Below are 25952 nucleotides of genomic sequence, written 5' to 3'. Positions count from 1 at the left end.
CTTTTATATAAATTATATATTAGATTTATTAATTTTCACTATGTATCCTTTTAATTATAAGAAGATATTAGGGGGTGGGGACAAGATGAATCGACAGCACATCGGGATTTTACTTGGTGGGGTGCTATTACTTGTAGTGGCTATGGGGATTAGCCGCTTTGCATTTACGCCAATTTTGCCATTTATGCGTCATGATGTCGGGTTTTCGTTTGAAGTTGCAGGATTTTTAGCATCGAGTAATTATATTGGCTATTTCATTGGTGCATTGTGGGCAGGGTTTATTAACCGCCAAAAGAAGAACTTTTTATTGTTAAGTGTTGTCTTGAATGTCCTTTCTGTTGTTCTTATGGGAATCATTGAAATATATAGTGTTTGGCTTGTGCTTCGTCTAATTGCGGGCATTACAGGGGGACTGATTTTTGTATTAACATGTAGTATTATTATGGATTATTTAGCAAAGCATTCACTCACAAAATGGTCAGGCTATTTATTTGGCGGAATTGGATTAGGAATTGCTATTTCAGGCTTATTAGTCCCTGCTATTGAAGCGCGTTTTGCTTGGCAAGGTACATGGATTGGCTTAGGGATTTTATCTGCTGTTTTATTAGTGGTGACATATATACTTTGGAGAGGCTTGCATGTACAAGATAGTGTGAAAACTGCTAAATCCTCTGATACAAAAATGACAAAGGGTTTTATGCCATGGTTAATTGTCGCATATGGTTTTGAGGGATTAGGCTATATTATTACAGGCACTTTTTTAGTCGATATCATTCATAATATTCCTTCACTACAAGCATACTCTTCGTATAGCTGGGTCATTGTTGGGGTAGCGGCTATCCCGTCAGCACCTGTTTGGACTGTATTATTAGAAAAATTTTCTGCCATCAAAATTTTGTTTGTTGCCTATGTATTGCAAGTAGTAGGCATCTTGTTGCCAGTGTTTTCACAAACAGTATGGAGCGTACTATTATCTTCATTTTTATTTGGCTTAACATTTGTAGGCATTGTGACGTTAACGACCTCTTATGCACGTCAACTATTCCCAACACAAAGCGGTCCAGTCGTATCATTGTTAACAACGTTTTATGCTTTTGGTCAAATTATCGGACCAATCATCGCGAGCCAGCTTGTGGCGGTTTATAGTAGTTATAAAGCAGCGCTTGTCTTTGCAGGAGTCAGTGTATTTTTTGCATTAATTATCATGTTAAGTGGAAGATGGATTACAGTTAAACGACAGGTCACTTTAGACAATGCATTACCTATCAAAACTCAATCTAATCCTTAAATAATAAAAGCCAGAAATCCCATTGGGAATTTCTGGCTTTTATTTTTACTTAAAGATGCCGTGCCTCAATCTAAATGATATAAAAAAATAAAATAAAAGTCTATAACTTTTTGGATATATATGAAAAAATAGTAATGCGCACAAGGGACGTAACGTTACGATTCTATATAGAGATGAGGGAATTATATGGCAAGAAAAGTACCGACAGAAGAGGCGATTAAACGCTGGGATCAACATGCAGAAAGGTTTACAGCAAACTACGATGAACATGGTGGCATACACCGTGAAGTATTATTAAATCCAGCCATTTTTTCATTATTAGAAGAGGTGAAAGGAAAAAGGCTATTAGATGCAGGGTGCGGAGAAGGCTATTTAAGTAGAATACTTGCTCAAAAAGGGGCTATTGTCACAGCAGTTGATTATTCAGAAAAGATGCTAGAAATTGCTCGAGAAAGAACATATGAGGAAGTTCCGATACAATATAAACATGGAAATTGCGAAAAACTAGATTTTTTAGTAGAAGAACAGTTTGATTGTATTGTTTCCAATATGGTCCTTCAAGATCTAGCAGATTATAAGGCAGCTTTAAATGAAATGTATCGTCTTTTAAAACCTAATAGTACTTTCATCTTTTCTATTCTCCACCCGTGCTTTGTTACGCCGAATAGTGGATGGATAAGAAATGAACGGCTTGACCAACAGTATTGGAAGATTCAGCGTTATTTTTATGAAGGGGTATATGATCAAAAGCTTCCACTAGATTCCGATGACAAAATTGTATTTTATCACCGAACATTAACGAGCTATATGAAAGCAATTATTCAAGCAGGCTTTTCTATAGAGGACGTTATCGAACCGGTGCCTTCAAAAGAGATGCTAATAAAGTATCCACAATTCGAGGAAGATTTGCATTGTGCAGATTTTATTGTATTTAAATTAAGAAAATAAAGGAGGAAAGCATGTGCGTATATTTCATGTGAGTGAGGAAAACGATATTACCGTATTCCATCCCCGATTACCTGATCGACTAGATTTAGATCCAGAGAAAGGGCTAGTATGGGCAATTACCGATACATGTTTGCCGAATTTTTTAACCCCTAGAAATTGTCCACGAGTTTGCTATCATATCGGTGCCGATACAACCGAACAGGATAAACGAGCCTATATAGCATCTGCATCATGTTCACATGTTGTCGTAATTGAAAACAAGTGGTTTGAGACGATGAAAAATACGAAGCTTTACTTATATGAGTTTGATAGTAATGGATTTACGCTACAAGATAAAAATGCTGGTTATTATACGAGTGAAACAATACAATACCCTATTGCTAAATTTGAAGTAGCAAATTTATATGAGGAACTGTTTAAACGTAATGTTGAATTACGGATAGTCGATAGCCTGTGGAACATCTATGATGAAATTCAAAAAACAACCTTGAATTGGTCGATGTGCAGAATGCGATTTGCGCAACCAAGAAAATAATTAGCCAAACCTCGTATACGACAATATCGCGTGTACGAGGTCTTGTTATACTTAGATAGTAACAGTTTGTACGAACGGGGTACTCGTAATGTCAATCAATTCACTATCTTTATATGTAAATATATATTCATAGTTAATTGTTTCATCTAGCATTTTTGGTAAGTAATGTTTTAAATCGGCTATTCCTACATTTTCGGGATGAAAAATCCACGATAGACGTTTCCAATCTAAAATGCCTTCCGCGACTTTAATCGGTGTCACATATGGATAAGATTCTGGCAATTCAGCAATAAAAGCATACATACAGCCAAAGTCGGTTGTTCCATCCGTCCATGATATTTTTCCTTTGAATGTAATATCGTTCAGTACGATGCCCGTTTCTTCTTTAATTTCTCGTAATGCACCAGCAAGTGGCGTTTCATTTTTCTCAATCTTTCCGCCAACCCCATTCCAAGCTCCCATCCAATGTGGGAAATCCCTATTTAGCAATAATATTTGGTCACCCTTTTTAAGAAAACAAATTGTAAACTCAACCAAGTCTTTTTCCTCCTTTTTAAATATCAAGCATTTGAATATAAGTGGACACCATTTATCAGCTTTTTTATAATTTCCAAACTATTAATTTATTTTCCTGTAGTTGAAAGAAATGTAAATAAAAAAATAGTAGCACAAATCAGTGAAATGATTAAGAGAAATTTAAGTTATGATTGAAACTACCATATTTGTGTTTGAAATAAACAAAAGTTGTTGACTTAATTATCAGAAAAGTGCATAATCTGTTCAAAGTAAACAAATGATTTTGCGGTACAGAAAGGGAAATTAAAATGACACCTTTACAACGAAAGAAAAAAATTATTGATGAGCTTCACAAAAAGGGCAGGGTAGAAATTTTAGAATTAATAGAAATGCTTGGTGTGTCTGCCATGACGATTCGCCGTGATTTAGATGAGCTCGAAAAACACAAAAAGCTTATACGTACACACGGTGGTGCAACACTTGCTCAAACTATTATGACAGAAGTAAGTTACAATCAAAAACTGTCTGAAGCACGTTCACAAAAAATAGAAATTGCCGAAAAAGCGGTGTCACTTGTTAAAGAAGGCATGAAAGTTTTTTTAGATTCTGGGACAACTAATTTAGAAATTGCACGCCAGTTAAAATCAAGGCAACCGCTAACGATTGTAACAAACGATATTATTATTGCTGCTGAATTGATGGATAGTGAGCATGAATTAGTTTTACTCGGAGGCATTGTTCAAAAAAATGTAGGTGCTGTGTTCGGTGTGACAGCTGATGAAATGCTACACAATATTCATTTAGATATCGCATTTATAGGTGCGCATGCAGTACATGAAAAATTAGGAATAATGTCAACTACTTTTGAAAAGGCATCGTTGAAAAAGCGTGTTATCGACGCTTCTGAATTAGTTTATCTGGCAGTCGATTCTAGTAAATTCGAAAAGAAAGCGTTCGCAAAAATTGCTGAAATAGACAACGTAACAGGAATAATTACTGATCATCTTTTGCCAGATGAAATCAAAGAGCTTTACAAGGAAACTTCAATATTCATAGAGGATGTGAGTTCATGAAAATCGGCGTGATTGCAGATGACCTTACAGGGGCAAATGCAACAGGGGTGTGTTTAAAAAAAAATGCTTTTCGTAGTGCTACTGTAGTATTCGGTGCGGAGATTCCTAAAAATAGCTCACTTAATGCACTATGTGTCGATACAGATAGTCGTTATGTGCAACCACAAATGGCTATGCAGCGCGTACTACATGTTCAAAAGCAACTTGATATGTGGGGAGCAGATGTTATCGCTAAACGTATTGATAGTACTGTTCGTGGAAATTTGGGTAGTGAGATTGATGCCTTATTAGATAGTAAGGTAAATCGAATTGCCATTGTCACCGCAACGTATCCCGACTCAGGTCGTGTCGTAACAGGTGGTTATTTATTAGTAGATGGGATTCCCGTTGAAAAAACGGATGTTGCGAAAGATCCAATGAATCCAATTACAAATTCATATGTACCATCTATTTTGCAAAAGCAAAGCCATCATAGAGTCACGCATATTACATTATCATATGTTTTACAAGGACAACTAGCATTACGTGAACAACTAACACAACATATCGAAGAAGGTAGTCGTATTATCGTTGTAGATGCCATATCGAATGAAGATATTTATGTAATCGCTGAGGCAATGGCGACCATTCAACATTTCGATTTAATGCCAGTCGACCCTGGTCCATTGACAGCAGCATATGGGTATGTCAAGACGGCACAAACTGTCAAAAACGATAAAATTATGGCGACAGTAGGGAGTATTACCTCATTAACAGGTCGACAGTTACAATATGTAATTGATAAACGCAATGTAAAACCAGTTTACGTCAATCCTCGACAACTTGCTTCCGTTTCATCTAGCTGGGACGAGGAAATTGCACGTGCTACAGCAGAAGCACTTGAAAAGATATCAAGTGAAGATGTATTAATTATTACGACATATTCACCACGTTCGGAAAAACTAGATTTATATAAGCTTGCAAAAGAACAAAATGTCCAAGAAGAAATTTTAGCAAAACGTATTACAGAGGGCTTAGCAATTGTGACAAATCAAGTGGTACAACATGCTAAATCTTTTATTAGCGGTTCATTTTCAAGCGGCGGTGATGTTACAGCTGCTATATGTGCAATTAGTGGTGCAGAAGCGATTCAACTTTATGACGAAGTACTACCACGGGCAGCATTTGGGCGATTTATTGGTGGTACATTCGATGGGATTCCTGTTGTAACAAAAGGCGGAACAGTTGGCGACAAACATTCAATTGATGAATGCATTAAATATTTAATGAATAACAAGGAAGAAGGTAGAGTAGCCATATGACAACTATTAGAGAAATTATCGCTATTCCAATGGGCGATGCAGCTGGGATTGGTCCAGAAATTACAGTGAAATCTTTAGCAAAAGAAGAAATCTACACAATGTGCAAGCCATTAGTTGTCGGTGATGCGAGAATTATTCAAAAAGCCATCGATGTAACAGGTGTACAATTAACAGTCAATGTTGTAGCTACACCACCAGATGGTAAATATGAATTCGGTTCAATTGATATCATTGATTTAGCAAACATCGATTTGGATGCATTTGAACCAGGTCAAGTATCTGCTCAAAATGGTAGTGCTTCGTTTGAATTTATTAAAACATCGGTAGAACTAGCCATGAAAGGTGAAGTAAAAGCTTTAGCAACGACACCAATTAATAAAGAATCATTAAAAGCTGGCAAAGTACCTTATATCGGTCATACAGAAATGCTTGAAGAATTAGCACAATCCAAAGACCCATTAACAATGTTCCAAGTAAAGGGTATGCGTATTTTTTTCTTAACACGCCATATATCTGTTGCGGATGCGATTAAACAAATGACAAAAGAACGCGTATATGATTACTTAGTGCGTTGTGACAAAGCGTTAGCACGTTTAGGTGTTGAAAGCCGTAAATTTGCAGTAGCAGGTTTAAACCCACATGCTGGTGAAGGAGGTTTATTCGGAATGGAGGAAGTAGAAGAAATCAAACCAGGCGTTGAATTTGCAGTCGCTGCGGGTATAGATGCCGTTGGACCTGTTCCAGCAGACTCTGTTTTCTATCAAGCACTAAATGGTCGCTATGATGCTGTTCTGTCGTTATATCACGACCAAGGACATATCGCTGCGAAAATGACAGACTTCCACCGTACCATTTCAATTACAAATGGCTTACCGTTTTTACGTACGTCTGTAGACCACGGTACAGCATTTGATATTGCTTGGAAAAATATAGCTTCGGAAGTAAGTATGTATGAATGTATCAAGCTTGCTGCGGAATATGCACCGAAATTTACAAGAGAATCACTCTAACTTCTTTCAGCAAATGAATGCTGAAAAAAGTTAAAGCCTCCGGCGGATTTTTAGATAAATGAGGGAATATTCCTTTCCTCATTTTTCTTACTAAAAATGAAAGGGGTTACAAAATGACAACAGAAACACAGATTATATTAGGTCTTATTATTGGAGTAATTATATTAGTATTTCTTGTTGTGAAAACAAAGATTCATGTCTTTTTAGCATTAATTATTGCAGCGGCTATTACAGGGATTATTGGTGGAATGGCACCAAAAGCTGTATCAGATGCGATAGTTAGTGGATTTGGAAGTACGCTAGGTTCAATTGGTATCGTTATTGGTTTTGGAGTAATGATGGGACGTATTTTAGAAGTATCAGGAGCAGCAGAGCGATTAGCATATGAACTGATTCGTTTTGTTGGTAGAAAAAAAGAAGAATGGGCGATGGCTTTGGCGGGCTACATCGTGGCAATTCCAATCTTCGTTGATTCTACATTTATTATTTTAACACCATTAATTAAATCTGTCGCACGAAATACTGGTAAATCTGTAGTAGCTGTTGGGATTCCATTAGCGATTGGTGCAGCGGCAACGCACCATGCGGTTCCTCCTACACCAGGTCCATTAGGGGTTGCAGGGATTTTCAATGTCGATGTTGGACAAATGGTGATTTATGGTCTGGTTTTTGCTGTACCAATTATGCTTGTTGGGATTTTCTATGGGAAATGGCTCGGAAAGCGTATCAATCAAATTCCAAACGAAGATGGTACGGATTGGATTCGACAAGACGAAGAATATACGTATCAGGATTTTGTTAAATTATCAGACGAACGTAATAAAGAATTACCAACATTGTTCCGTTCGATTTTTCCAATATTATTACCAATCGTTTTAATTTTTTTAAATACAACGTTATCAGCTTTTAAAATCTCCGGTGGCATTTTTGACTTTTTGATCTTCTTTGGTCAACCAATTATTGCAGTTGGTTTAGCGGTAATTGCTTCCATTTATACATTAGCTAATCACTGGAAGCGTAAAGAAGTATTAGGTCGTTTGGAAGAAGGTATGAATAGTGCTGGGGTTATATTATTAATTACAGGTGCAGGAGGAGCGTTTGGCTTTGTCTTACGTGAAAGTGGTGCAGGAGATTATATCGGTAGCTCTGTAGCCTCTCTTCCACTGCCAGCTGTCTTAATTCCATTCATTATCGCTTCACTTGTTCGAGTAATTCAAGGAAGTGGTACTGTTGCTATGATCACAGCGGCTTCAATTTCAGCACCAATTTTAATGGCTATTCCAGATGTTAACATGGTATTAGCTGCACAAGCAGCCGCATTAGGTGCTATGGTGTTCTCATACTTCAGCGATACATTATTCTGGGTTGTAAACCGTTCGCTCGGTATTACAGAAACGAAAGAGCAAATTATGGTATGGTCTGTTCCAACAACTTTAGCTTGGCTAGTATCGTTGATTATGATTTTAGTTACAGATAGTATTCTATAAACAACAGCACCTTATGGAAAAGTTTTGGGTCTGTTACTATTGGCAGTATATGACTGTTGACGGACTTTTCTGTTAAGCTATAGTGATACTTACATGAAATGGATAAAAATGAGGTGTGTATATGATTTTAATAAGCTCCTGCTTAGTAGGATTAAAGGTACGGTATAACGGAACAGATAGTATAGATGAAAGAATTCAAAAGCTTGTGCTAGAAAATAAGGCGTTAACCGTATGCCCTGAACTTATGGGAGGTTTTTCGACACCTCGTGAGCCCGCTGAAATTGTTGATGGAGATGGTGAAGACGTTCTAGATGGAAGAGCGAGGGTTGTTGAAATATCTGGTCGTGATGTTACGGAGCTTTATTTAAAGGGAGCATATGCAACATTACATAAAGCACTCGAAATAGGTGCAACTAAGGTTGTATTAAAAGAGTATAGTCCATCATGTGGCAGTGCAATGATTTACAATGGTGATTTCAATGGTACAAAATTAGGTGGAGTAGGCGTAACTACTGCTTTACTAAGAAGAAATGGTATTGTTGTTTGTTCTGAAGAAGATTTTTTGGAGTTGTTTTTGCATACTTGATAGGTAAGAGCTTTTCTTTTAAAATATTGCACTATATTGAATTGGCGATTTGCAGGACCGAGCAAATAGTTAACAAGACCTCGTAAACGCTACTACCGCGTGTACGAGGTCTTGTTATACTTACTTTTTGTATGGAAACTCTTTCGGAATCGGTCCAAACGCAATCCAATGATATTTAAAATATTTTCCTATTAAAAATACAATAGCCCAAGTGACGAATAGGGCAACAAGAAAACCACCAACACTCCATACATGAAATAAAATACTGTTTCCACTTATAGGAATTTGTCTATAAAGGAAAAGGAAATATGGATGTAATAGATAGATGCCAAATGATAGTGTGCCTAGGCTAATCAGGCAATTGACAATCGCTTTATTCCATTTGTTATAAATCCAGAAGGAAAGCTGTAGTAAGACAATGCTTGCTGTTATAGATTGTAGCTGAAAAACAATTTCAAATATAACACTGTTAGTTAAATAGGTTTTAGCTGAGAATGCAAAATAATATAAATATACATTATAAAAAGTAGAAAATAGCCATATAATCCAGATAAAAGGGATAGCAATATGGAAAGCCCCTTTTTTTAGTTGGATCCATCTTTTGTATTTTTCAAAATAGATGCCTAAAAATCCACCTGCTAAGAAATAGGCAAAATAAGAAAATGAGATACTCCCTCTATATGGATATTGCCAAAACTCTGCATTTAACAAAATAAAGCACCATTGAAGGGCAAATCCAATCCAAATTAGATGAGAGGATAGGGCAGGTTTTTTCTTTAAAACATATAGGAATAAAGGGAACATCAGATAGAACTGTACAATAATAAAAATATAGTATAAATGCGTATACGCTTTTCCAATTAAAAGTTTTTCAAGAAATTCCACACTAAATAGTGCATTCCATGTTAATGATAAATCACCCGTCAAAAAAATTTGAATGGCAGCATAATAGAAAATAGAAAAAAAGAGATAAGGAATGAGAATTTGCGTCACTCTTTTTTTATAAAAACTAACGACCAGCTCTTTTGTTAAGTCTTTTTGTATATAATTGTAAAATAAAACAAATCCACTTAAGAAAATAAATACAGGGACAGCAAATTTAGAGGAAATGTTAAAAAATATATATAGCGGATATAGTTTTGAGTCACTTGGTAAAACCGTAACAGGTGTGCTAGTAGCATGGATAATAAGTACAGCTAAAATGGCTAATGCACGAGTAATATTTAATTCATGAATATGTGCTCGTTTCATATAATCATCTCCCAAAAAATATTTACATATGATAGTTATTTTCTCGTCTAAACGGTGTACTGTAAACATTTGTGCTAGGCAGATGTTGGTATACCCATTAAGAAAGAAAGGATCTCTTGGTAATATGACAGTGACAAAATGATAACCAAGAGAAGTAAATTTCTTTTATTTTCTGGAATATTATAACATGAACCCGGTAGTTATGAATATATTAAAATGAATGCCCCCACTACCTAAGTAGGTTGGGGGCATATTTATTCAACAAGCAAAATTCTCGGTGAGGTTTTGAAGATGATTTTTGTCGATACCCAGCAACCAAGACAGGCTGCCACAACACTTAAGAGAGATAATCCAATGGTTATTGGCCAATTTATCGCAAGGGGTAACTCCAGTAAGCCATATTCTAGAAGAATACTTTGTAAGGCTAAGGGTATTAATTTTATACCGATAAAAATTCCGAATAAAGTCCCTAGCCCTGAAAGAAACAGAACTCCTGATGTAATCGACCATCTAATAGTATTTGAGGTCATACCAATAGATTTAAAAATTCCGTAAGTTCCGCTTTCTTTTCTTACATGTATTCTAGAAACACTAAAAATAATGATGAATGTTACAGTGATAAATAAAATTCCGATAACAGATAATGGGATTATTAAAACAGCGACCACCACTTTAAAGACATCATCTAATAATGTTTGTTGTGTGTCAGCTTTGACAGAGCTTTTAAAGTTATTGTTTAAATCATCAACGATTTGATCTGATAATGTCTCATCTACCAAATTGATCATACTTTGTTTTGAAGCAGAATAGGTAGCATTATAAAATTTGATAACATCGGCGGTAATTCTCGCAGAATTAGACATATTTGCTATCGATTGATAGATACCAGAAACAATCAAATGATGCTGCTTGCCTTCGATATAGACTTCCACAATGTCACCTAGATTTTTATGTAAAGCCTTCGCGACATTAAGGCCTATGGCTATTTCATTTTTATTTACAGGATTACGGCCCGAAATTGTCTCGTATCCAGCAGCATCAAAACTACCTTCAAGAGTATCGACTTTTATATTTAACGGTTGATTTGGTTCATTAGGGAGAACCCCTGTAAATTGATCTAGCCAAGCGTGATTTTTAATGCGTTCATCTGAGCGTAAAAATTGTTCGAACTGTTGTTTTGAAAATGTTGCTTCATTAGAAACCGATACGACAACATGTGATGAATCGTAGCCAAATGCTGGTGTGTTTTGCTTGATGGAAATAAAGCTATTAAGCATGACTGCACTAAACACTAAAATAGCAGAAGTAATGGCTGTAAGAACAATAATAAGAATGGAACTTTTCATATTTTTAGTAATGTTTTTAATGCCAATTTGAAGTTGAATCGGCAAATTAACAAAATTAGAAAGGCGATTAGAGTTATTTAAACGCCGATTCAATTTATTGTTTGCAAATTCTGACATACCGTATTTAATTGCCTGTACTGGTTCAACGTGGCGTGTTTTGTTTGAGTAAATGAACGCTGTAAGAATAACAATGACAAGGATTATGACAGCAAGTAACATGGTGATTCTAATATCTTGAATAATCGTTAAATGTTTTTCGGACTTTAAATAAGATAAAGAGCTTTCTATAATTACTCTGGAAAGGATTGTACTGGCAATAAGGCCAGGAATAATCGAGACCACGGATAATAAAGCAAATTGTAAAACATAGGTCACACTAATTTTTCGAGAAGTAAGTCCGAGAGATTTAATGACACCAATCGTTTTATAGTTAGTTAAAATGGCATCTGAAATACTAAAGCCAATAATAAACAATGAAATGAATAACATTGCTACACCAAAAGCGATCATGATAAAGCCGATAATTTTATTAATAATTAAATAAAACGAATAGAGATCCACGTATTCCATTTTTGATTCAAGGTAGGAACCTTTTAAAAACTTTTCAAATTCAATCCAATAGTTTGCACTTTGCTGATAATCATCAAAGCGAAGAGCCATCATATATTGTTCAGACCCTACCAACGTATCAAACTGTTTATGGTAGTCAGACTCGTTCATCCAAATACGAGCATTTTTTGAAAAGGGTCCACCGTATGGCAAATCAACAACAATACCAGAAACGCTTAATGAAAAAGCTTTTTCGCCGGTGTTAAATTCAATAGCATCTCCAAGTGAAATATTTGAAGTAGTAGCCATCGATGTGGGAATCCAAATTGTTCCTTCAGTAGGATAGTCCTGATTTTCACCCTCTGAAAATAGTAATCGATCAATTGCAAAGGGCGTTTTTGGTGTATTCATCATGAATAAGTAGAGATCATTTGGCGTTTCTGCACCATTCACTGTGAAGCCAGATAAATTTCTATAAGGAATGAGATTCGAGGCAGAAACCCCTTGTTGTTCTTGCCACCAATTGTTGACAGTGTTTGGATTATGAATATCCTTACCCATCGTTAAAATTTGATGTGCCCCATTTGAATCATGATGTGTTTTTTCAAAAATATTGCTTGTATTCATAATAATTGTTACAGAGGTGGCTAATAAAAGGGTAGATAGCATAATTAGGATTGCTAATAGTACATTTTGGATTTTCCTTTTCTCAATATGTGCAAAGCAGAGAGTAATAATTGCGCGCATATTTTACTCCTTTCCCGCAACATACGAGAAGATAATATGCTCACGCTCTTGTATGCTAGCATTATCGTATTGATCGAAGTTTAAAATACCTCCGATTTTTCCATCCTGAATGATAATAAGTCGATTAGCACGACAGGCGGCTTTTAAATCGTGCGTAATCATTACTACAGACTGACCTTTTTTGTTTAAATTCGTTAAAATATCTAGGACAGCTATACCTTGATCGTAATTTAAACTACCCGTTGGTTCATCTGCAAACAGAATCTCTGGGTCATTTACTAATGCTCTAGCAATAGCTGCTCTTTGTTGCTGTCCACCAGAGGTTTGCGAAGGTAAACGATTCCGTTGTTCCTCAAGTCCCATTTTATTTAATAGTATCTCCGCTTTTTTTATTACATCTTTTTTAGGGTATTTTGCAATGTATCCTGGGAGAGTGATGTTTTCTAGCAATGTCATATCCGGAACGAGATTACTACTTTGATAAACATAACCAATTTTTTTAGAGCGAAATGTAGCTAACTGCTGTTCTGTATATGTATCCAGCCTTTCTCCATGAAAATAAACTTCACCAGCTGTAATGGAATCAAGACCGCTTAAAAGATAAAGCAGTGTAGATTTACCCGAACCGGAGTTCCCCATAATGACAGTGAAATCGCCTTTATAAATTTCGATATTAATATTTTTTATTGCATGAAATTGCTCACTCCCTGTGGAATATGTCTTACATAGATTTTGGGCAAGAATAAGTACTTCTTTATCCACGAGAATACCTCCTTCAAATTTATTTCCTTTAGTGTAAGGGGGAATTATTATAAGGTCCTTATTAAATTATTAATAAATTATTACAGCGTAAAAATTTGTTGAGGGATCAGCTGATCTTTACATTTCTAAGTAACTTTTAGAAATGAAAAACGTTGTAATAAATATATTGATCAATTTATGCCTAGGCATGATTGCGTCTGGAATCGGCTTTGTGCATGCACAAAGAACTCCTTTCCGATACCGTGACACCCGCTGAAAGAAGTTGAAATAGAAGGGGGAATACTATGCCATTAACATTTGCTCATCCGGCGGCAGTATTACCTTTCACCAGAAAAAGTAAATATATTAATTTTTCCGCAATGGTTTTAGGTAGTATGGCGCCTGACTTTGAATATTTTTTACGAGGTCAACCTATAGGAGAGATAGGGCATACTTACACAGGTTTTTTTCTATTCAATCTCCCATTAGTAGTAATGATTTACTTTATGTATCATCGAATGATACGTTTGAATGTAATCCACCATTTACCTAACTTTCTGCAGGATACATCTAGCTACAAAGTGGCAGGAAGAAAAAAATGGAAGACAGTCATTTTTTGTTACTCAGCATTATTTGGAATGTTAACTCATGTAGTATGGGATTCTTTTACACATACAAATGGATTTATGGTAAGGAATTTCCCAACTCTGACCTATACCTTCAATCTGTATGGCTATCAAATACCCATTTATAAATTTTTACAACATGGTAGTACACTTTTGGGGATTTCACTAATTATCGTTTATATGTATTACAGAGCATCATTAAATAAGAAGAAAGATACTCCGAACATTGGCTCTAAAAAGAAACTCTATTTTTGGGCATTAATATTTATTTTATCGCTACTATATGTATGTCTTTGGTGCATGATCGATAGGGTACCAATTAGCAGCTATGGAGTAATGGTTGTACGCATCATAGATTCATTTTTTGGAAGCTTACTAACCATTTCTTTAGTTATAACATATCATCAAAACAAATTAGATGATCGTAATAATAAAGGGCAATAGGTACTTTTTTATCCGGCATTAACCGCCATAGAATACCGATTGATGGAGACAAATAATCAGTAGGGGCTTAAGAAAACCCTTACTGATTAAAGTTTTACTCTCTTTCTTCTTGCGAAATTTAAATAATAGGAAGTGTTAACGTAAATGTTGTTCCTACATTTTGCTTACTTTTAAAAGAAATTGAACCATTATGTGCTTCCATAATATGCTTGCAAATAGATAATCCGAGTCCTGCCCCTTCATTTTTTACAGCAGTCTCACCTGTAGCCTGAATACCTCTAAAATAGCGTTCAAAAATAAAAGGCATATCTTCAGGAAGCATTCCATTACCAGTATCTATGACATTAATGTAAAGTAATTGGCTTTCAATATTTATAGAAACGGTTATTGAATCACCTTTAGTAGTATGTTTTAGTGCATTCGTCATAAGGTTTGAAAGTACCTGCTCTAGTCGATGCTCATCGACTCTAATCAGTACATTAGGGATAGACTTTGGCTCAATAAAATGAATGCCAGTCGTTTGGGCGTAATGGTGAATGGGGTGCAAAATATTCGTAAAAACATCTTTACTATATTGCTCTTTTAAGTTAACCGGAATATGCCCAAGCTCCTTCAAGGTGTGAATAAATAAATCATCAATTAACCGAGACATTTTTTCTGTATTTGTCTGCATAATTTGAATATACGACATAAGCGAATCCATGTTAGGACAAATTCCCTCAGAAATAGCATCTAAATAAGCTTTTAATGTTGTTAGAGGTGTTCTTACTTCATGCGAAATACTAGAAATAAGCTTTTTTTGGTTTTGTTCTTGTTCATCTCGTTGTATCGTAAGATTTTGTATTTCCAAGCGCATTTGATCAAACACTGCATATAATTCACCGATTTCATCTGCCCGCGAATATTCAATATTCTGTTCATAATTACCTTTGATAATTTCTTCAGAATTTTTTTTCAAACGATTTAAAGGAAGAAGGAGCTCCTTTTTAGACTTCCGTACAATGTACAAGGCAAGTCCCATGATTAAAAAACATAATAGAACACTTATGAATAAAATCATAAAATTGCTAAGACTAGACTGTTCTACGGGTAAGAGTACATCTTTATCAATGGTGAAAATAGCGTTCCCTAGTTGTTCATTCGTCTGACTAATTATAGGAAAGGCAATTTTAATAATCCCCGGTTGTTGCTGAGACGTAAATAAATCATAATGTAAATCCTCTTCTAAGTTGATAAACTGTGAAGGGTCTCCCTCGATTGAATTAAAAATAACTTTCCCATCTAATTGAACAACTGTAATATCTATTCCTTCACTATTACTCATTTCTTGGAGGGAACTGCGTAAATTTGGATTCTGTTCAAGATTTGTATAATGGTCTTCTATGTACAATAATAGTTCATTTACTGCTAAACGAATTTGATTAATAACGTATTCATTTTCTGGCTTCTCATTACGATTTAAATTTGTAAAAAATAGTGTTAGGAAACAAATAAACAACACTAAAACACAGAGTAGTATTGCCCATAACCATCTCTTCATCCAATTTTTTAAATACATTGCGCTCTCCTACGAATAGTTTTGAGTAGTAAATTTATAGCCAACGCCCCAAACTGTTTGAATATAGACAGGACAAGATGGGTCGTTTTCAACTTTTTCGCGTATACGTCTAATGTAAACGGTTATCGTATTTTCATCACCATATGCGTCATAGCCCCAAACGGCATCGAGTAACTGATTTTTGGAGAAAACCTGATTACGATTTTTCATTAGAAAAAATAGTAGCTCAAATTCTTTTGCAGATAGAGGAACATGCTTTTTATCACAGGAAAAAGTATACTCATTTTTATTGATTTCCATATGATCGATTCGAATTATATCCATCTGGCTCGCAGTGTCCTGTAGCCATCTATCCTGTTTCCGCAAATGGGCGTTTATTCTAGCCACAAGCTCACTTAAAGAAAAAGGCTTTGTCATATAATCATCCGCACCGAATCCTAAACCAAGAACTTTATCAGTGTCACTGCTGCGGGCACTTAAAATTAGTATAGCAACATTGCTATTTTCACGAATTTGGCGACATAATTTAATTCCATCGCAATCAGGGAGAGAAAGGTCAAGAATGATAAAGTCAGGAGAGTTTTCTTTCATATAATGGATTGCCTCATGACCAGTTCCAGCGATATGAGGATCAAAATGATTGACGCTTAAATAGTCCTTTATGATATTTGCAATATCGCTTTCATCTTCTACAATTAGCACCCTAGTTTTATTAACCATAAGAACTCTCCTTCTTTAGATATTTATCTCCTTTTTCGATTCGAAAGGAGGAAGAACAACATGATGACGAAGGCCGAATAGGCGAAGATCCAAGTAAATTGCCAATAAAAACGGCTAGGAATTGATTTAATGGAGTCTTCTGAGCCCATCATTTCCAATGAAAGGCGGACAGGGGGAAGTAACCAAATGAGCCCTTTGATCTGAAGAATTGTTTCTTTTAAAGTAGCAATCACGACAGAAACAATTAAGATGCCAAGTACACCCCACCAAGTATTTTGTTTATTTTTAACGAGTTCTCTCGTAAATAGAGCTGAAAGTGCAATCGCTAGTACAGCTAAACTAAAATGTGAGAGGAATCCTAGTAATTGATGTATAAATCTTGGTTTTTCTCCAAAGGCGCCAATAAGAGTAGGGTAGACTACTGATACAAAGCTTAAGAAAAAACCAATGAGTACACAAATTAAAAAAATTCCTAAATTATAGTGTGTTCGGCTTTTGGCATGAAGTGTTGTAATTACCTTTTGTCCTTCATCTTCCGCGTGAAATAGTGTAATTGTAAACCATCCCATTAGAAAAAATAGAATGATAGCTGTAAACGAATAACTGTCTAATATTGGATTTGGTACAAAAGTATAATTAACAACAAGGCATAATATGAAAATTGAAAAAGGTGGAACGTAATGATAGGTTCTTAAATAATTAATAAATTGATAACGTAATAAACTAGTCATATCGGCGTCTATTCTTCCTCATTAAAAATGGGTATAGAATTGTTCCTCCTTTTCATTGATCGGGATTAATTGTTTAATTGAGGCTTTTCTGTGTAGTAGCTCTAATAATACTCTGTCTGTTTCCTCTGCCTTAACAATGGTGATAACCTCATAACAACCGTTGTCTAAAAGATGTTGTTGCTGAATTTCAAGAATAGGTAGCATGTCATCCAATAAATTCAAGCTTGAAGTCTCAAAAATTAATTTATTTTTCAATGCATGACTCTTATGTAATGAATCAGTTTGATTGACTTTGTTATTTTGAATAATAAGAACGGTATCAACAAGATGTTGAAGTAATTTTGGTTCGTGACATGTTAAAACGATACTTAACCCCTTAGCCTTTAATATCGAAAGGGTTTCTTCTAAATCACTTTGAGCTTTAGGATCAAGTCCTGATAGTGGCTCATCTAAGATTAGCAGATCTGTGTCTTCAAGCATTGCCTGCATAATCATAACCTTTTGCTTCATACCTTTAGAAAAGTTAACAATCCGAATGCTCCGAGCTTCCTGTAAATGAAATAATTCAAGTAACTCATTTATTTTTTGCTGAAGTTGTTTAGTGGTCATACCTCGAATACGGCCCATATGATAAAGATATTCTTCAGGCGTAAACAAAATATGTGAAGGGGTCACTTCTGGCACATAGCCAATTTTTAATGATTGTCGATGTTTCACAATAGAACCACTGTCAGCGTCAACTAATTTTGCAATAATTTTTAGAAGGGTACTCTTACCTGCTCCATTCTTTCCTACAATAGCTATAATTTGATTAGCGTAAATAGAAAATGTAGCATTTTCTAAGATTTTTTTACCTCTATACTGTTTAGAAATGTTCTGTATTTCCATAATCGGATTCATCTTTACACACCTTTATTTTTAGGCTTTTTATTGTAAGTCATTTTCGTATCTATATGTTCGTACTGACGAAATTCAAGACATTATCTGTAAAATTAGTATAGATGAATATTTGTCCTTTTGCTAATGGAATTTTGGTGTAATTTTCTATTTTTGAATATTTGTGTTGTATCTTCATGCGTGGGTGATGATCCTAGTTTATAATTGAAATGGTTCTGCCCAATTTTTGAGCAGAACCATTTCAATTATAATGATCGATATTTTTTGAGACTTACAATATTTAATGTAATAAATACAAGAGCGAAGCAAGCAAGTATCGCTAAGTCGGCTAGAATTTCACTAAAGGTATATCCTTTATACATAACCCCATTCAACGCGTCAGCGGCATAGTATAGTGGCATAATTCGACCTATATTTTGTAGCCACTCCACCATATTATCTAGTGGGAAAATACCTGAAAAGAAAATTTGCGGCACAATGACAAGCGGGATAAATTGCATCATTTGAAACTCTGAAGCGGCAAAACTTGATAACAGAGCTCCTAATGATAATGAAACAAGTGCAACAACAATATTGATTAGTAGCACAAGCCAAATGGAGCCGACGTGTACAATATCAAGGACATAAATCCCGAATAGCACAATAATAGTCGTTTGAATAAAAGCAAACAATCCATAACCAATCATATAACCAGCAACAATTTCAGAACGTTTAATCGGTGTCGCTAGTAAGCGTTCCAAAGTCCCTGAAGTTCGTTCTTTTAACAACGCTATACCTGTAATTAAAAAGACGAAAAAGAACACGAAGAAGCCTGTTAGCATCGGGCTAAAAATATCAAAAATAGCGGTATTTTCATCGCCATATACATAATCAGTCGTCAACTTCATCATGGCAGATTGTTCAGGCTGTAAAACCTGAGAAAGCTTCATCTTTAAAGCCTTAGCTGTTGAAGGATCATCATTTAATATTGTGAGCTTCAATTGAGTTTGCTGAAAAGCTAACCAGCCATCATATTTTTCATCTTTTAGACTGGCAATAGAAAAATCATTTTTTTCGATAACATGAAAATCCGAATCTTCAAGCTTTTCGATTATAGATGCAGGACCATTTGATACGACTAGTGTCATGTCAGGTTCGTTACTATTAAAAACAAAATACATTAACGAAAGCACAAGAAGAGGGGCAAAAAATAATAAGCCAAGTGTACGTTTATCACGTATCATTTGCTGCATAATTCTAGTAACAATTGCGCCGATTCTCATAGTGCTTCACCTCCAGCCTTTAAAAACACTTCATCAAAATCCTTTGCCTGATAATGAGCTTTCAATTCATGAGGTGTACCATTCGCGATAATATGACCATTGCGTAGCATAGCTAGCTGGTCACAGCGCTCTGCTTCATCCATTGCATGTGTCGTTACTAAAATTGTTTTATGCTCATCATTTTTTAGACGAATTAACTCCTGCCAAATTTCTTTTTTCAATACGGGATCAATTCCAACAGTTGGCTCATCTAAAATCAACAACTGGGGATTTTGGATAAGGGCAATAGCAAGGGATAATCTCCGTTTCATCCCCCCAGAATAATTCAACACTTTACTATTTAAATCATCCGTTAAATGAACAAGGCTTGCAGCATAATTGACACGCTCCACACGTTCTTTTTTGGATAATCCATAAAGCTTAGCAAAAAAATGGAGATTCTCTTCACCGGTTAAATCCAAATACAGTGCATCAGATTGTGCCATGTAACCAATATCTGTAAGTAATTGCTTGTGGGGGACTGTATGATTTAACACTTGAATATGACCATTATCGGGCTTGATCATTCCCATAATCATTTTAATTAACGTCGTTTTCCCACAGCCTGAAGGGCCAAGTAAGCCAATAAGCTGTCCCTTAGGAATTTCTAAGGAAAGCGGGGCAATTACTTGTTTTTGGTGAAACTTTTTTTCTATGGAGTTTAATGAAATTGCATTGTTTCCCATAGATCCATCTCTCCTTTACTGAACACAGTGTTGATACTTGAAATTTTAAGGCAGTGAATTGGGAATTACAATAAACAAATAACTAAAAAGTGTTAAGTGATTTTGGATTTCAACATTTTCGCGTTAGATGAAATCGGATTGCCTAGTCCAAATAAATTCGTTGTACATAGTAGCTATAATCATCAAATTCGATGAGTAATATTGCAGTTTTTAACAAATAAGAATGTATACCGCCTAAAAATTTAAAAAAATAACTATTTTACTAAATTAGATTGTTGGAAATTAATAAAAAAGACCCGATAAATAAGGTAAATGCTGTAATGACTACTATTTTTTGAACTTGTTGTAATTATTGAGGTAACCATTGAGGTAATCATCTAACAACATGGCTAAATACTAACGGATTAAAGTGATAATACAATGGGGGTTCTAAATGTCTATTCACGATATCATGAATTTTGAAACGAAACGAGCTATAAAACTTGCATTACTTGTACAAATAGAGAAAGTAGGTTTTGAGCGAGTAACAGTAAAAAACCTAGCTATTACTGCAAACATTAATCGAGGAACTTTTTATCTACATTATAAAGATAAATTTGAAGTGATGGAGGATTTGCAGCAGGAATTATTAAATGAACTAGAGAGCTATGTAAAAAACGTTCAACCGCTAGATGCTTTTCACTCGATAAAAATAGGCCAACTATATCAGCCATTTATTGCAGTATTTCAATTTATTAAAGAGCATGCAAGAGCTTTTCGAATTATTTTAGGAGAGCAGGGGAGCCTCGCCTTTAACAGGAGAATGAAGAAAGTTTTTAGTAATCATATTTTGGATAAAATCTCTGTGATTCGAGAAGAAGGGCTTGACCCAGAGTTTCTACAATATTTTGAGGCTTTTTTAACTTCCGCGATTTTAGGTGTTATTCAAGAGTGGTTACGCAGTGGAGATGAGAATTTAAATGTGGAGGAGTTAGCCATGATTCATTTTAGGTTATTGCGCTTCATTGGTAATTTGGCATCTTTGCAGCAATGAATTTTTATATTCCTAAGTTTAAGAATCTGCTTGCTACAAGAAAGCAAGCAGATTCTGACGTTTAGCTTTACAAATGCAAATCACGTTTAACAAAAACACGAATAGCTAGCATATAGCATAGCAGCCCGATTACAAACAATGCTCCTAACATCCAAATGGGCGAGCTATTTTGAGTCATTAATTTTTCAGGTGCAAACAATGAGTAAATGGTGAAGTACTTAAGCTTTTCTAAAGAACCACCCATATTACTAAGCGCTTGAATTAAATAAAATAGAATAGGAATCCCTGTATTATATGCATAAGAGGTTCTTAAATCTTTGCTACTGCAGGATACTAAAAAGCAGTAGCCACTAATGGCAAAGTGTAAGAAAAAAAGACCGATATTTAATGTCAAAAAAGCACTTAAATCCAGTTCATTTGGAAATAGAATCCCTGAAAATAAGATGGCTATTAAAGTTGTTACTGTGAGCAGTATAAAGATACTGGCAACCAAAAAAAATGCTTGCGTGAAGACAATTTTAAAACGTGTATTCGGTGTTGCAATTAAGTATGCCATGGAACCGTTATCGATATAGCCCATCATTAGTTTATTTGCCAACATAATAATAAAGACTAACGGCAAAACAAGTAATAAAAAGCCATACAAATAAGTAGATAGAAATTTAATTAACGAATTGCCTATGTTACTCATACCAAATGCTGACATCAATTCTGGCATTGTTTCGGTAAGCTTATTAAGAGTATTGCTCATTTCAGGGTTATACATATAGACAATACTAATGATATAGAGCATTAATACAGCGAGTATAATACTAAAAAGTTTAATAGTAGCTAGCATCTCATGTTTTAGCAAAGTAAAGTTCATGACTCTTTCCCTCCACTTTCGTAGTAATGCATGAATATATCTTCAAGAGATTGTGAAATGATATCGAGGTCATTAATTTTATAGTCTGCTAATGTATGCAGTAATGTTTGGACATTACCCTGAACTTTTATAATTGCTTGTGTTGGTCCAATTTGTTCTATAGTATGTTGCGCGCCTAAAAAACGAGATAGTTCTTGCTCGCTTTGAAATTCAATTAAATACTTTTTAGATTTTCGCTTTTTTAAGTCAGCGATTGCTTCCGTTGCAACAATCTTGCCGGCATTAAGGATTGCTACACGGTCACAAGTTTTTTCAATTTCTTCAATCATATGAGAGGACATGAATAGGGTCGTTCCTTTTCCTTTTTCAGCTAAAATAAAATCGATAAACTTTGTTTGTATAAGAGGATCTAATCCACTTGTCGGTTCATCTAGAATAACTATCTCTGGGTTATGCATAAATGCGCAGATGAGACCTACTTTTTGCTTCATACCCTTTGACATTTTCTTAATAAGCCCAGTAGCATTTAATTCAAAGTATTGCATGAGTTCATGAGCTCTTGTTAAATCATTTAACCCTCGCATTTGGGCAATGAATTTGATGAATTGATGTCCAGTCATTTTATCGATAAATGCAATTTCACCAGGTAAATAGCCTACGAATTTTTGAATTTCGGCTGTAGATTGGCGACAATCTAACCCTTTAATAAAACACTGACCTTGTGTCGGCTGTAAGAAGCCCATTAAGTGCCGAATTGTTGTAGATTTACCTGCACCATTGGGTCCTAAAAATCCGAACACTTCACCTTTTTCGATTTGTAAGTCCACATTCTGTACACTATAAAAATCTCCAAACTTTTTTGTTAGATTATTGACCTCAATCATTGCCATACATTTCACCCCTTCGACTGTTCTTTATAATGATTATAAAACTAATTTTAAAAAAATAAATTACTATACAATGCAACACTAAACAGTGTGAGCTAAATGGCTGTGCGATATAAAAAAAGAACATGAATGGTTTCTTTAAAAAGACTCCATCATGTTCTCCGCCAAGTGAGGACAATTTTACATGTACCAACAGCTTGAAGATATTTATTCGCCATAATAATTATTCAGTGCTACTTCTAAACGTTCTTCTAGGTGCTTCGAAATATAACCCAACACAAATTGCTCTTTTTCCATCTCAATTTGAGAGGAACGAAAAAGTTTTCTAAAATAGCCTGCATTATTCTCTATAGAATATTGCTGTAATGCTTCTGTCCGTAATGTTGACACAATTTCATTTTCAATATGACGCTCACGAATTTTTTGCACAATATCCTTCACACTATGCTCTTGAAGTTCTGAAATTTGTTTTTGTAAATTTTCGTTTTCTAGCTTAAGCTCAGCTGTTTCTTTTTGAATTTCTTCTACTTGAAGATCCGATTCAGAGGATACTAATTGAATTTTTTGTGCGAGAAAGTCTTGATTGATCGTCACTTGTAGGGTGCCATGTTCTTCGTCAGGAAGAATATTAAAAAGCCCAGTTTGTATCATTTGCTGAAGAACATTTCCAAGAACATCAACCTTGTTCGCTAAATCATCAGTACCCATAGTTGTTGCAGTTATTTGGTGTTTGATGTGTTGACCATTGTCATCAATTCCTAGTAAAAGCTTTAAGCCTTTAACGCGGTGTTCATCTTTTAGCAGTAAAATCATGCGAAGTCTTAAGATGGCAGGAAGGTTCAAACGAATATTGGTATTTGGGCTATTCGTAGCATTATCAAAAATATACTGTTCGAACGGTTTAATATAATAGCGAAGCATCGCATCCGTTATTTCAAACCAGCTAGCGACTTCTGAAGTAGAATAATAATTTGTTTCCTCAATATGCGCTAAATAGCCGTCATTATAAAGTATTTCTTCTGAAGGTGTATTTTGTATTACGACAAACAATGGGTCTTGTTGTACGATTCTGAGTACCAATTCTTTTGCATTATTTAGTTTAAGCATCCTTTCACACCCCACTTATTTTTCCGTATCAATTATTCCTTATATAGGTTTCTATTCTACTGGAAGCAATTGTATGACAATTTTGTAAAGGAAATAATTATTAGAACCAATGACCTAACAATCTTTTCTGGTCTCTTAAGAAAAATTTAAGAAATCTCCTCGGAAATCTTTAAGAAATGCTCTTTATATTAAAAGTATTCAAATAATACTTTGATCGGGGAGAAAATGTATGTTAACGTTCCTTACTGAATTTATAAAACATCCAAAAACGATAGGTGCAATTTCACCTAGTTCTAAAAAATTAGCAAAAAAAATGGTCGACCAAATTTCTTTTGAAAATGCCCGATATATTGTTGAACTAGGTCCGGGTACGGGTTCATTTACGAAAGAATTAGTGAAAAGAAAAGAGCAGTCAACAAAGTTAATTCTTATTGAAAATAATAAAGTTTTTTGTGAAGAGCTTCGTGAACAATTTGAACATGAGCCGAGTATAATCGTAATACATGGTTCAGCAGAGGATTTATGCGATTATATGTCAGCATTAAATATTAAAAAAATTGATTATGTCGTATCTGGATTACCTTTTACATCATTGAATCCTGCCATTTCATCACGTATTTTACAAAATGTAAAGGAGTGCTTAGAAGATGGAGAATTTATCACATTCCAATATTCACTTGTTAGAAAATCATTTATCCAAAATTATTTTGAAGACATTTCACATGAAAAAGTATGGATTAACCTTCCACCTGCCTATGTACTCAGCTGCAAACTTGGAAATGTGAGGGCTAGCTAATGGGATTACAAGATCTTCTATCATATATTGAGCAATACGGTTATTTTGCTTTATTTTTCAGCTTATGGCTAGGAATCGTTGGTATGCCCCTTCCGGATGAGATGATTGTGATGAGTGGTGGATTTTTATCATCGTTAGGAAAAATGAGTGTGTTGAAAGCTTTTGTACTAACTTATCTTGGCGCAGTTTCAGGACTTTCCTTAGGGTTTATTCTTGGAAAGGTGTTTGGTCATAAAATACTAGATAAATTGGTGAAAAAGAACAAGGCTAAATATTTATTACAGTCAAAAGAATTATTAGATAGGTACGGTCATTTTGCTTTAGTGATAAGCTATTTCATACCAATCGTGAGACATATACTTCCATATTTAGTAGGTATGAATAACATGTCATTTAAAAAATACGCTTTGTATTACTACTCAGCAGGTTTTGTTTGGACACTGATTTACTTTACACTTGGTTTGTTCTTTGGAAAACACATTGAAAATATTTCCATACTAGCGACGAAATACGGTATTTACTTTGGTGCTTTCGTTAGTATTGCAGGTTGTTTTTATTATTTTTATACACGAAAATTAAAGTCGGTATCAGAGTGATTTTATTATTTTTATATACGAAAAATAAAAAAATAGTTAAAATTAGGAACTGTAATTATTGATAGGAAGTATATTATAGAAATAGGTTGATTGAAGTGGAGATTGGGCGACTCCTTGGGGATCAGCGATAGGGGTACGAAGGCTAACACCATCACATCCTGTGATAACGCCTTCGTGACCAACATCGTGCTGTTGCTGTCGCTGCGCTTTCGCACAAACAAAACCAAAACCAGCTGTTGCTGTCGCTGCGCTTTCGCACAAACAAAACCAAAACCTGCTGTTGCTGTCGCTGCGCTTTCGCACAAACAAAACCAAAACCTGCTGTTG

The 25952-nt window shown here is 35.0% G+C and carries 25 protein-coding genes and 1 pseudogene; 12 read left to right on the top strand and 14 right to left on the bottom strand.

What is annotated here, in order from left to right:
- The 3 genes from ACFTQ7_RS23670 to ACFTQ7_RS23660 form a co-directional block, all read left to right on the top strand.
- Positions 1–1288, top strand: a 1288-nt coding sequence (locus ACFTQ7_RS23670; RefSeq protein ID WP_386831643.1) for a YbfB/YjiJ family MFS transporter, incomplete at its 5' end; no start/stop codon positions are given.
- 186 nt (positions 1289–1474) lie between these two features.
- Positions 1475–2236: a class I SAM-dependent methyltransferase gene (locus ACFTQ7_RS23665; protein WP_386831641.1), complete on the top strand. Its 762-nt coding sequence runs from the start codon at positions 1475–1477 to the stop codon at positions 2234–2236.
- 13 nt (positions 2237–2249) lie between these two features.
- Complete coding sequence (locus ACFTQ7_RS23660) at positions 2250–2771, top strand: DUF6886 family protein (RefSeq protein ID WP_386831639.1); 522 nt, start codon at positions 2250–2252, stop codon at positions 2769–2771.
- A gap of 51 nt (positions 2772–2822) precedes the next feature.
- On the opposite strand, the gene ACFTQ7_RS23655 is transcribed toward ACFTQ7_RS23660, so the two are convergent.
- Complete coding sequence (locus ACFTQ7_RS23655; protein ID WP_386831637.1) at positions 2823–3308, bottom strand: NUDIX hydrolase; 486 nt, start codon at positions 3306–3308, stop codon at positions 2823–2825.
- A 287-nt stretch (positions 3309–3595) separates the two neighbouring features.
- Between ACFTQ7_RS23655 and ACFTQ7_RS23650 the strand changes: the two genes are divergently transcribed.
- From ACFTQ7_RS23650 to ACFTQ7_RS23630, 5 genes are all read left to right on the top strand, one after another.
- Positions 3596–4360, top strand: coding sequence for a DeoR/GlpR family DNA-binding transcription regulator (locus ACFTQ7_RS23650; protein ID WP_386831635.1), 765 nt, complete (start codon positions 3596–3598; stop codon positions 4358–4360).
- Complete coding sequence (locus ACFTQ7_RS23645) at positions 4357–5661, top strand: four-carbon acid sugar kinase family protein (RefSeq protein WP_386831633.1); 1305 nt, start codon at positions 4357–4359, stop codon at positions 5659–5661. The genes ACFTQ7_RS23650 and ACFTQ7_RS23645 overlap by 4 nt, the downstream gene beginning before the upstream one ends.
- Positions 5658–6671: a 4-hydroxythreonine-4-phosphate dehydrogenase PdxA gene (gene pdxA, locus ACFTQ7_RS23640; protein ID WP_386831631.1), complete on the top strand. Its 1014-nt coding sequence runs from the start codon at positions 5658–5660 to the stop codon at positions 6669–6671. Before ACFTQ7_RS23645 ends, pdxA begins: the two co-directional genes overlap by 4 nt.
- 113 nt (positions 6672–6784) lie before the next feature.
- Positions 6785–8158, top strand: coding sequence for a GntP family permease (locus ACFTQ7_RS23635; RefSeq protein WP_386831629.1), 1374 nt, complete (start codon positions 6785–6787; stop codon positions 8156–8158).
- Between the two features lie 121 nt (positions 8159–8279).
- Positions 8280–8744 (top strand): 2-thiouracil desulfurase family protein, encoded by a 465-nt coding sequence (locus ACFTQ7_RS23630; protein ID WP_386831627.1) that lies wholly within the window; start codon positions 8280–8282, stop codon positions 8742–8744.
- A gap of 120 nt (positions 8745–8864) precedes the next feature.
- Here the strand turns inward: ACFTQ7_RS23630 and ACFTQ7_RS23625 are convergent, their stop codons facing one another.
- The 3 genes from ACFTQ7_RS23625 to ACFTQ7_RS23615 all read right to left on the bottom strand — a co-directional run bounded on the left by ACFTQ7_RS23625 (position 8865) and on the right by ACFTQ7_RS23615 (position 13399).
- On the bottom strand, positions 8865–9995 hold the full coding sequence (locus ACFTQ7_RS23625; RefSeq protein WP_386831625.1) for an acyltransferase: 1131 nt from the start codon (positions 9993–9995) through the stop codon (positions 8865–8867).
- A gap of 254 nt (positions 9996–10249) precedes the next feature.
- The gene (locus ACFTQ7_RS23620) at positions 10250–12637 is read right to left on the bottom strand and encodes an ABC transporter permease (RefSeq protein WP_386831623.1); all 2388 of its coding nucleotides are present in this window, start codon (positions 12635–12637) and stop codon (positions 10250–10252) included.
- Positions 12638–12640: 3 nt separating this feature from the next.
- Positions 12641–13399, bottom strand: coding sequence for an ABC transporter ATP-binding protein (locus tag ACFTQ7_RS23615; protein WP_386831621.1), 759 nt, complete (start codon positions 13397–13399; stop codon positions 12641–12643).
- A gap of 284 nt (positions 13400–13683) precedes the next feature.
- Between ACFTQ7_RS23615 and ACFTQ7_RS23610 the strand changes: the two genes are divergently transcribed.
- Positions 13684–14448 carry a DUF4184 family protein gene (locus tag ACFTQ7_RS23610; protein WP_386831619.1) on the top strand — a complete coding sequence of 255 codons (765 nt, stop codon included), beginning with the start codon at positions 13684–13686 and terminating at the stop codon, positions 14446–14448.
- 118 nt (positions 14449–14566) lie between these two features.
- On the opposite strand, the gene ACFTQ7_RS23605 is transcribed toward ACFTQ7_RS23610, so the two are convergent.
- The 6 genes from ACFTQ7_RS23605 to ACFTQ7_RS23580 all read right to left on the bottom strand — a co-directional run bounded on the left by ACFTQ7_RS23605 (position 14567) and on the right by ACFTQ7_RS23580 (position 20341).
- Complete coding sequence (locus ACFTQ7_RS23605) at positions 14567–16006, bottom strand: sensor histidine kinase (RefSeq protein WP_386831617.1); 1440 nt, start codon at positions 16004–16006, stop codon at positions 14567–14569.
- Positions 16007–16015: 9 nt separating this feature from the next.
- On the bottom strand, positions 16016–16726 hold the full coding sequence (locus tag ACFTQ7_RS23600; protein ID WP_386831615.1) for a response regulator transcription factor: 711 nt from the start codon (positions 16724–16726) through the stop codon (positions 16016–16018).
- A 23-nt stretch (positions 16727–16749) separates the two neighbouring features.
- Positions 16750–17457: an ABC transporter permease gene (locus tag ACFTQ7_RS23595; RefSeq protein WP_386831613.1), complete on the bottom strand. Its 708-nt coding sequence runs from the start codon at positions 17455–17457 to the stop codon at positions 16750–16752.
- A gap of 21 nt (positions 17458–17478) precedes the next feature.
- Positions 17479–18357 (bottom strand): ABC transporter ATP-binding protein, encoded by an 879-nt coding sequence (locus tag ACFTQ7_RS23590; protein WP_386831611.1) that lies wholly within the window; start codon positions 18355–18357, stop codon positions 17479–17481.
- 242 nt (positions 18358–18599) lie between these two features.
- Entirely contained in the window at positions 18600–19616 is a 1017-nt protein-coding gene (locus ACFTQ7_RS23585) for an ABC transporter permease (RefSeq protein ID WP_386831609.1), read from the bottom strand.
- Complete coding sequence (locus ACFTQ7_RS23580) at positions 19613–20341, bottom strand: ABC transporter ATP-binding protein (RefSeq protein ID WP_386831607.1); 729 nt, start codon at positions 20339–20341, stop codon at positions 19613–19615. The genes ACFTQ7_RS23585 and ACFTQ7_RS23580 overlap by 4 nt, the downstream gene beginning before the upstream one ends.
- A gap of 433 nt (positions 20342–20774) precedes the next feature.
- Between ACFTQ7_RS23580 and ACFTQ7_RS23575 the strand changes: the two genes are divergently transcribed.
- Complete coding sequence (locus tag ACFTQ7_RS23575; RefSeq protein WP_386831605.1) at positions 20775–21374, top strand: TetR/AcrR family transcriptional regulator; 600 nt, start codon at positions 20775–20777, stop codon at positions 21372–21374.
- 67 nt (positions 21375–21441) lie between these two features.
- Here the strand turns inward: ACFTQ7_RS23575 and ACFTQ7_RS23570 are convergent, their stop codons facing one another.
- The 3 genes and pseudogenes from ACFTQ7_RS23570 to ACFTQ7_RS23560 all read right to left on the bottom strand — a co-directional run bounded on the left by ACFTQ7_RS23570 (position 21442) and on the right by ACFTQ7_RS23560 (position 24233).
- Complete coding sequence (locus ACFTQ7_RS23570; protein ID WP_386831603.1) at positions 21442–22239, bottom strand: ABC transporter permease; 798 nt, start codon at positions 22237–22239, stop codon at positions 21442–21444.
- A pseudogene (locus ACFTQ7_RS23565) lies at positions 22214–23123 on the bottom strand (ABC transporter ATP-binding protein). The gene ACFTQ7_RS23570 and the pseudogene ACFTQ7_RS23565 overlap by 26 nt, the downstream one beginning before the upstream one ends.
- A gap of 210 nt (positions 23124–23333) precedes the next feature.
- On the bottom strand, positions 23334–24233 hold the full coding sequence (locus tag ACFTQ7_RS23560) for a hypothetical protein (RefSeq protein WP_386831601.1): 900 nt from the start codon (positions 24231–24233) through the stop codon (positions 23334–23336).
- A gap of 229 nt (positions 24234–24462) precedes the next feature.
- Between ACFTQ7_RS23560 and ACFTQ7_RS23555 the strand changes: the two genes are divergently transcribed.
- Together ACFTQ7_RS23555 and ACFTQ7_RS23550 are read left to right on the top strand one after the other, a co-directional pair.
- Positions 24463–25029 carry a class I SAM-dependent methyltransferase gene (locus tag ACFTQ7_RS23555; RefSeq protein WP_386831599.1) on the top strand — a complete coding sequence of 189 codons (567 nt, stop codon included), beginning with the start codon at positions 24463–24465 and terminating at the stop codon, positions 25027–25029.
- Positions 25029–25625: a DedA family protein gene (locus tag ACFTQ7_RS23550; protein ID WP_386831597.1), complete on the top strand. Its 597-nt coding sequence runs from the start codon at positions 25029–25031 to the stop codon at positions 25623–25625. The genes ACFTQ7_RS23555 and ACFTQ7_RS23550 overlap by 1 nt, the downstream gene beginning before the upstream one ends.
- 42 nt (positions 25626–25667) lie before the next feature.
- Here the strand turns inward: ACFTQ7_RS23550 and ACFTQ7_RS23545 are convergent.
- Positions 25668–25952 (bottom strand): hypothetical protein (locus ACFTQ7_RS23545; protein ID WP_386831595.1); only part of this gene is annotated, 285 nt, incomplete at its 5' end.

This window comes from Lysinibacillus sp. NPDC056959 (assembly GCF_042674095.1).
Classification (GTDB): Bacteria; Bacillota; Bacilli; order Bacillales_A; family Planococcaceae; genus Lysinibacillus; species Lysinibacillus zambalensis.
Note: the sequence above shows the minus strand (reverse complement) of the source record. Positions and strands in the feature narration are given on the sequence as shown.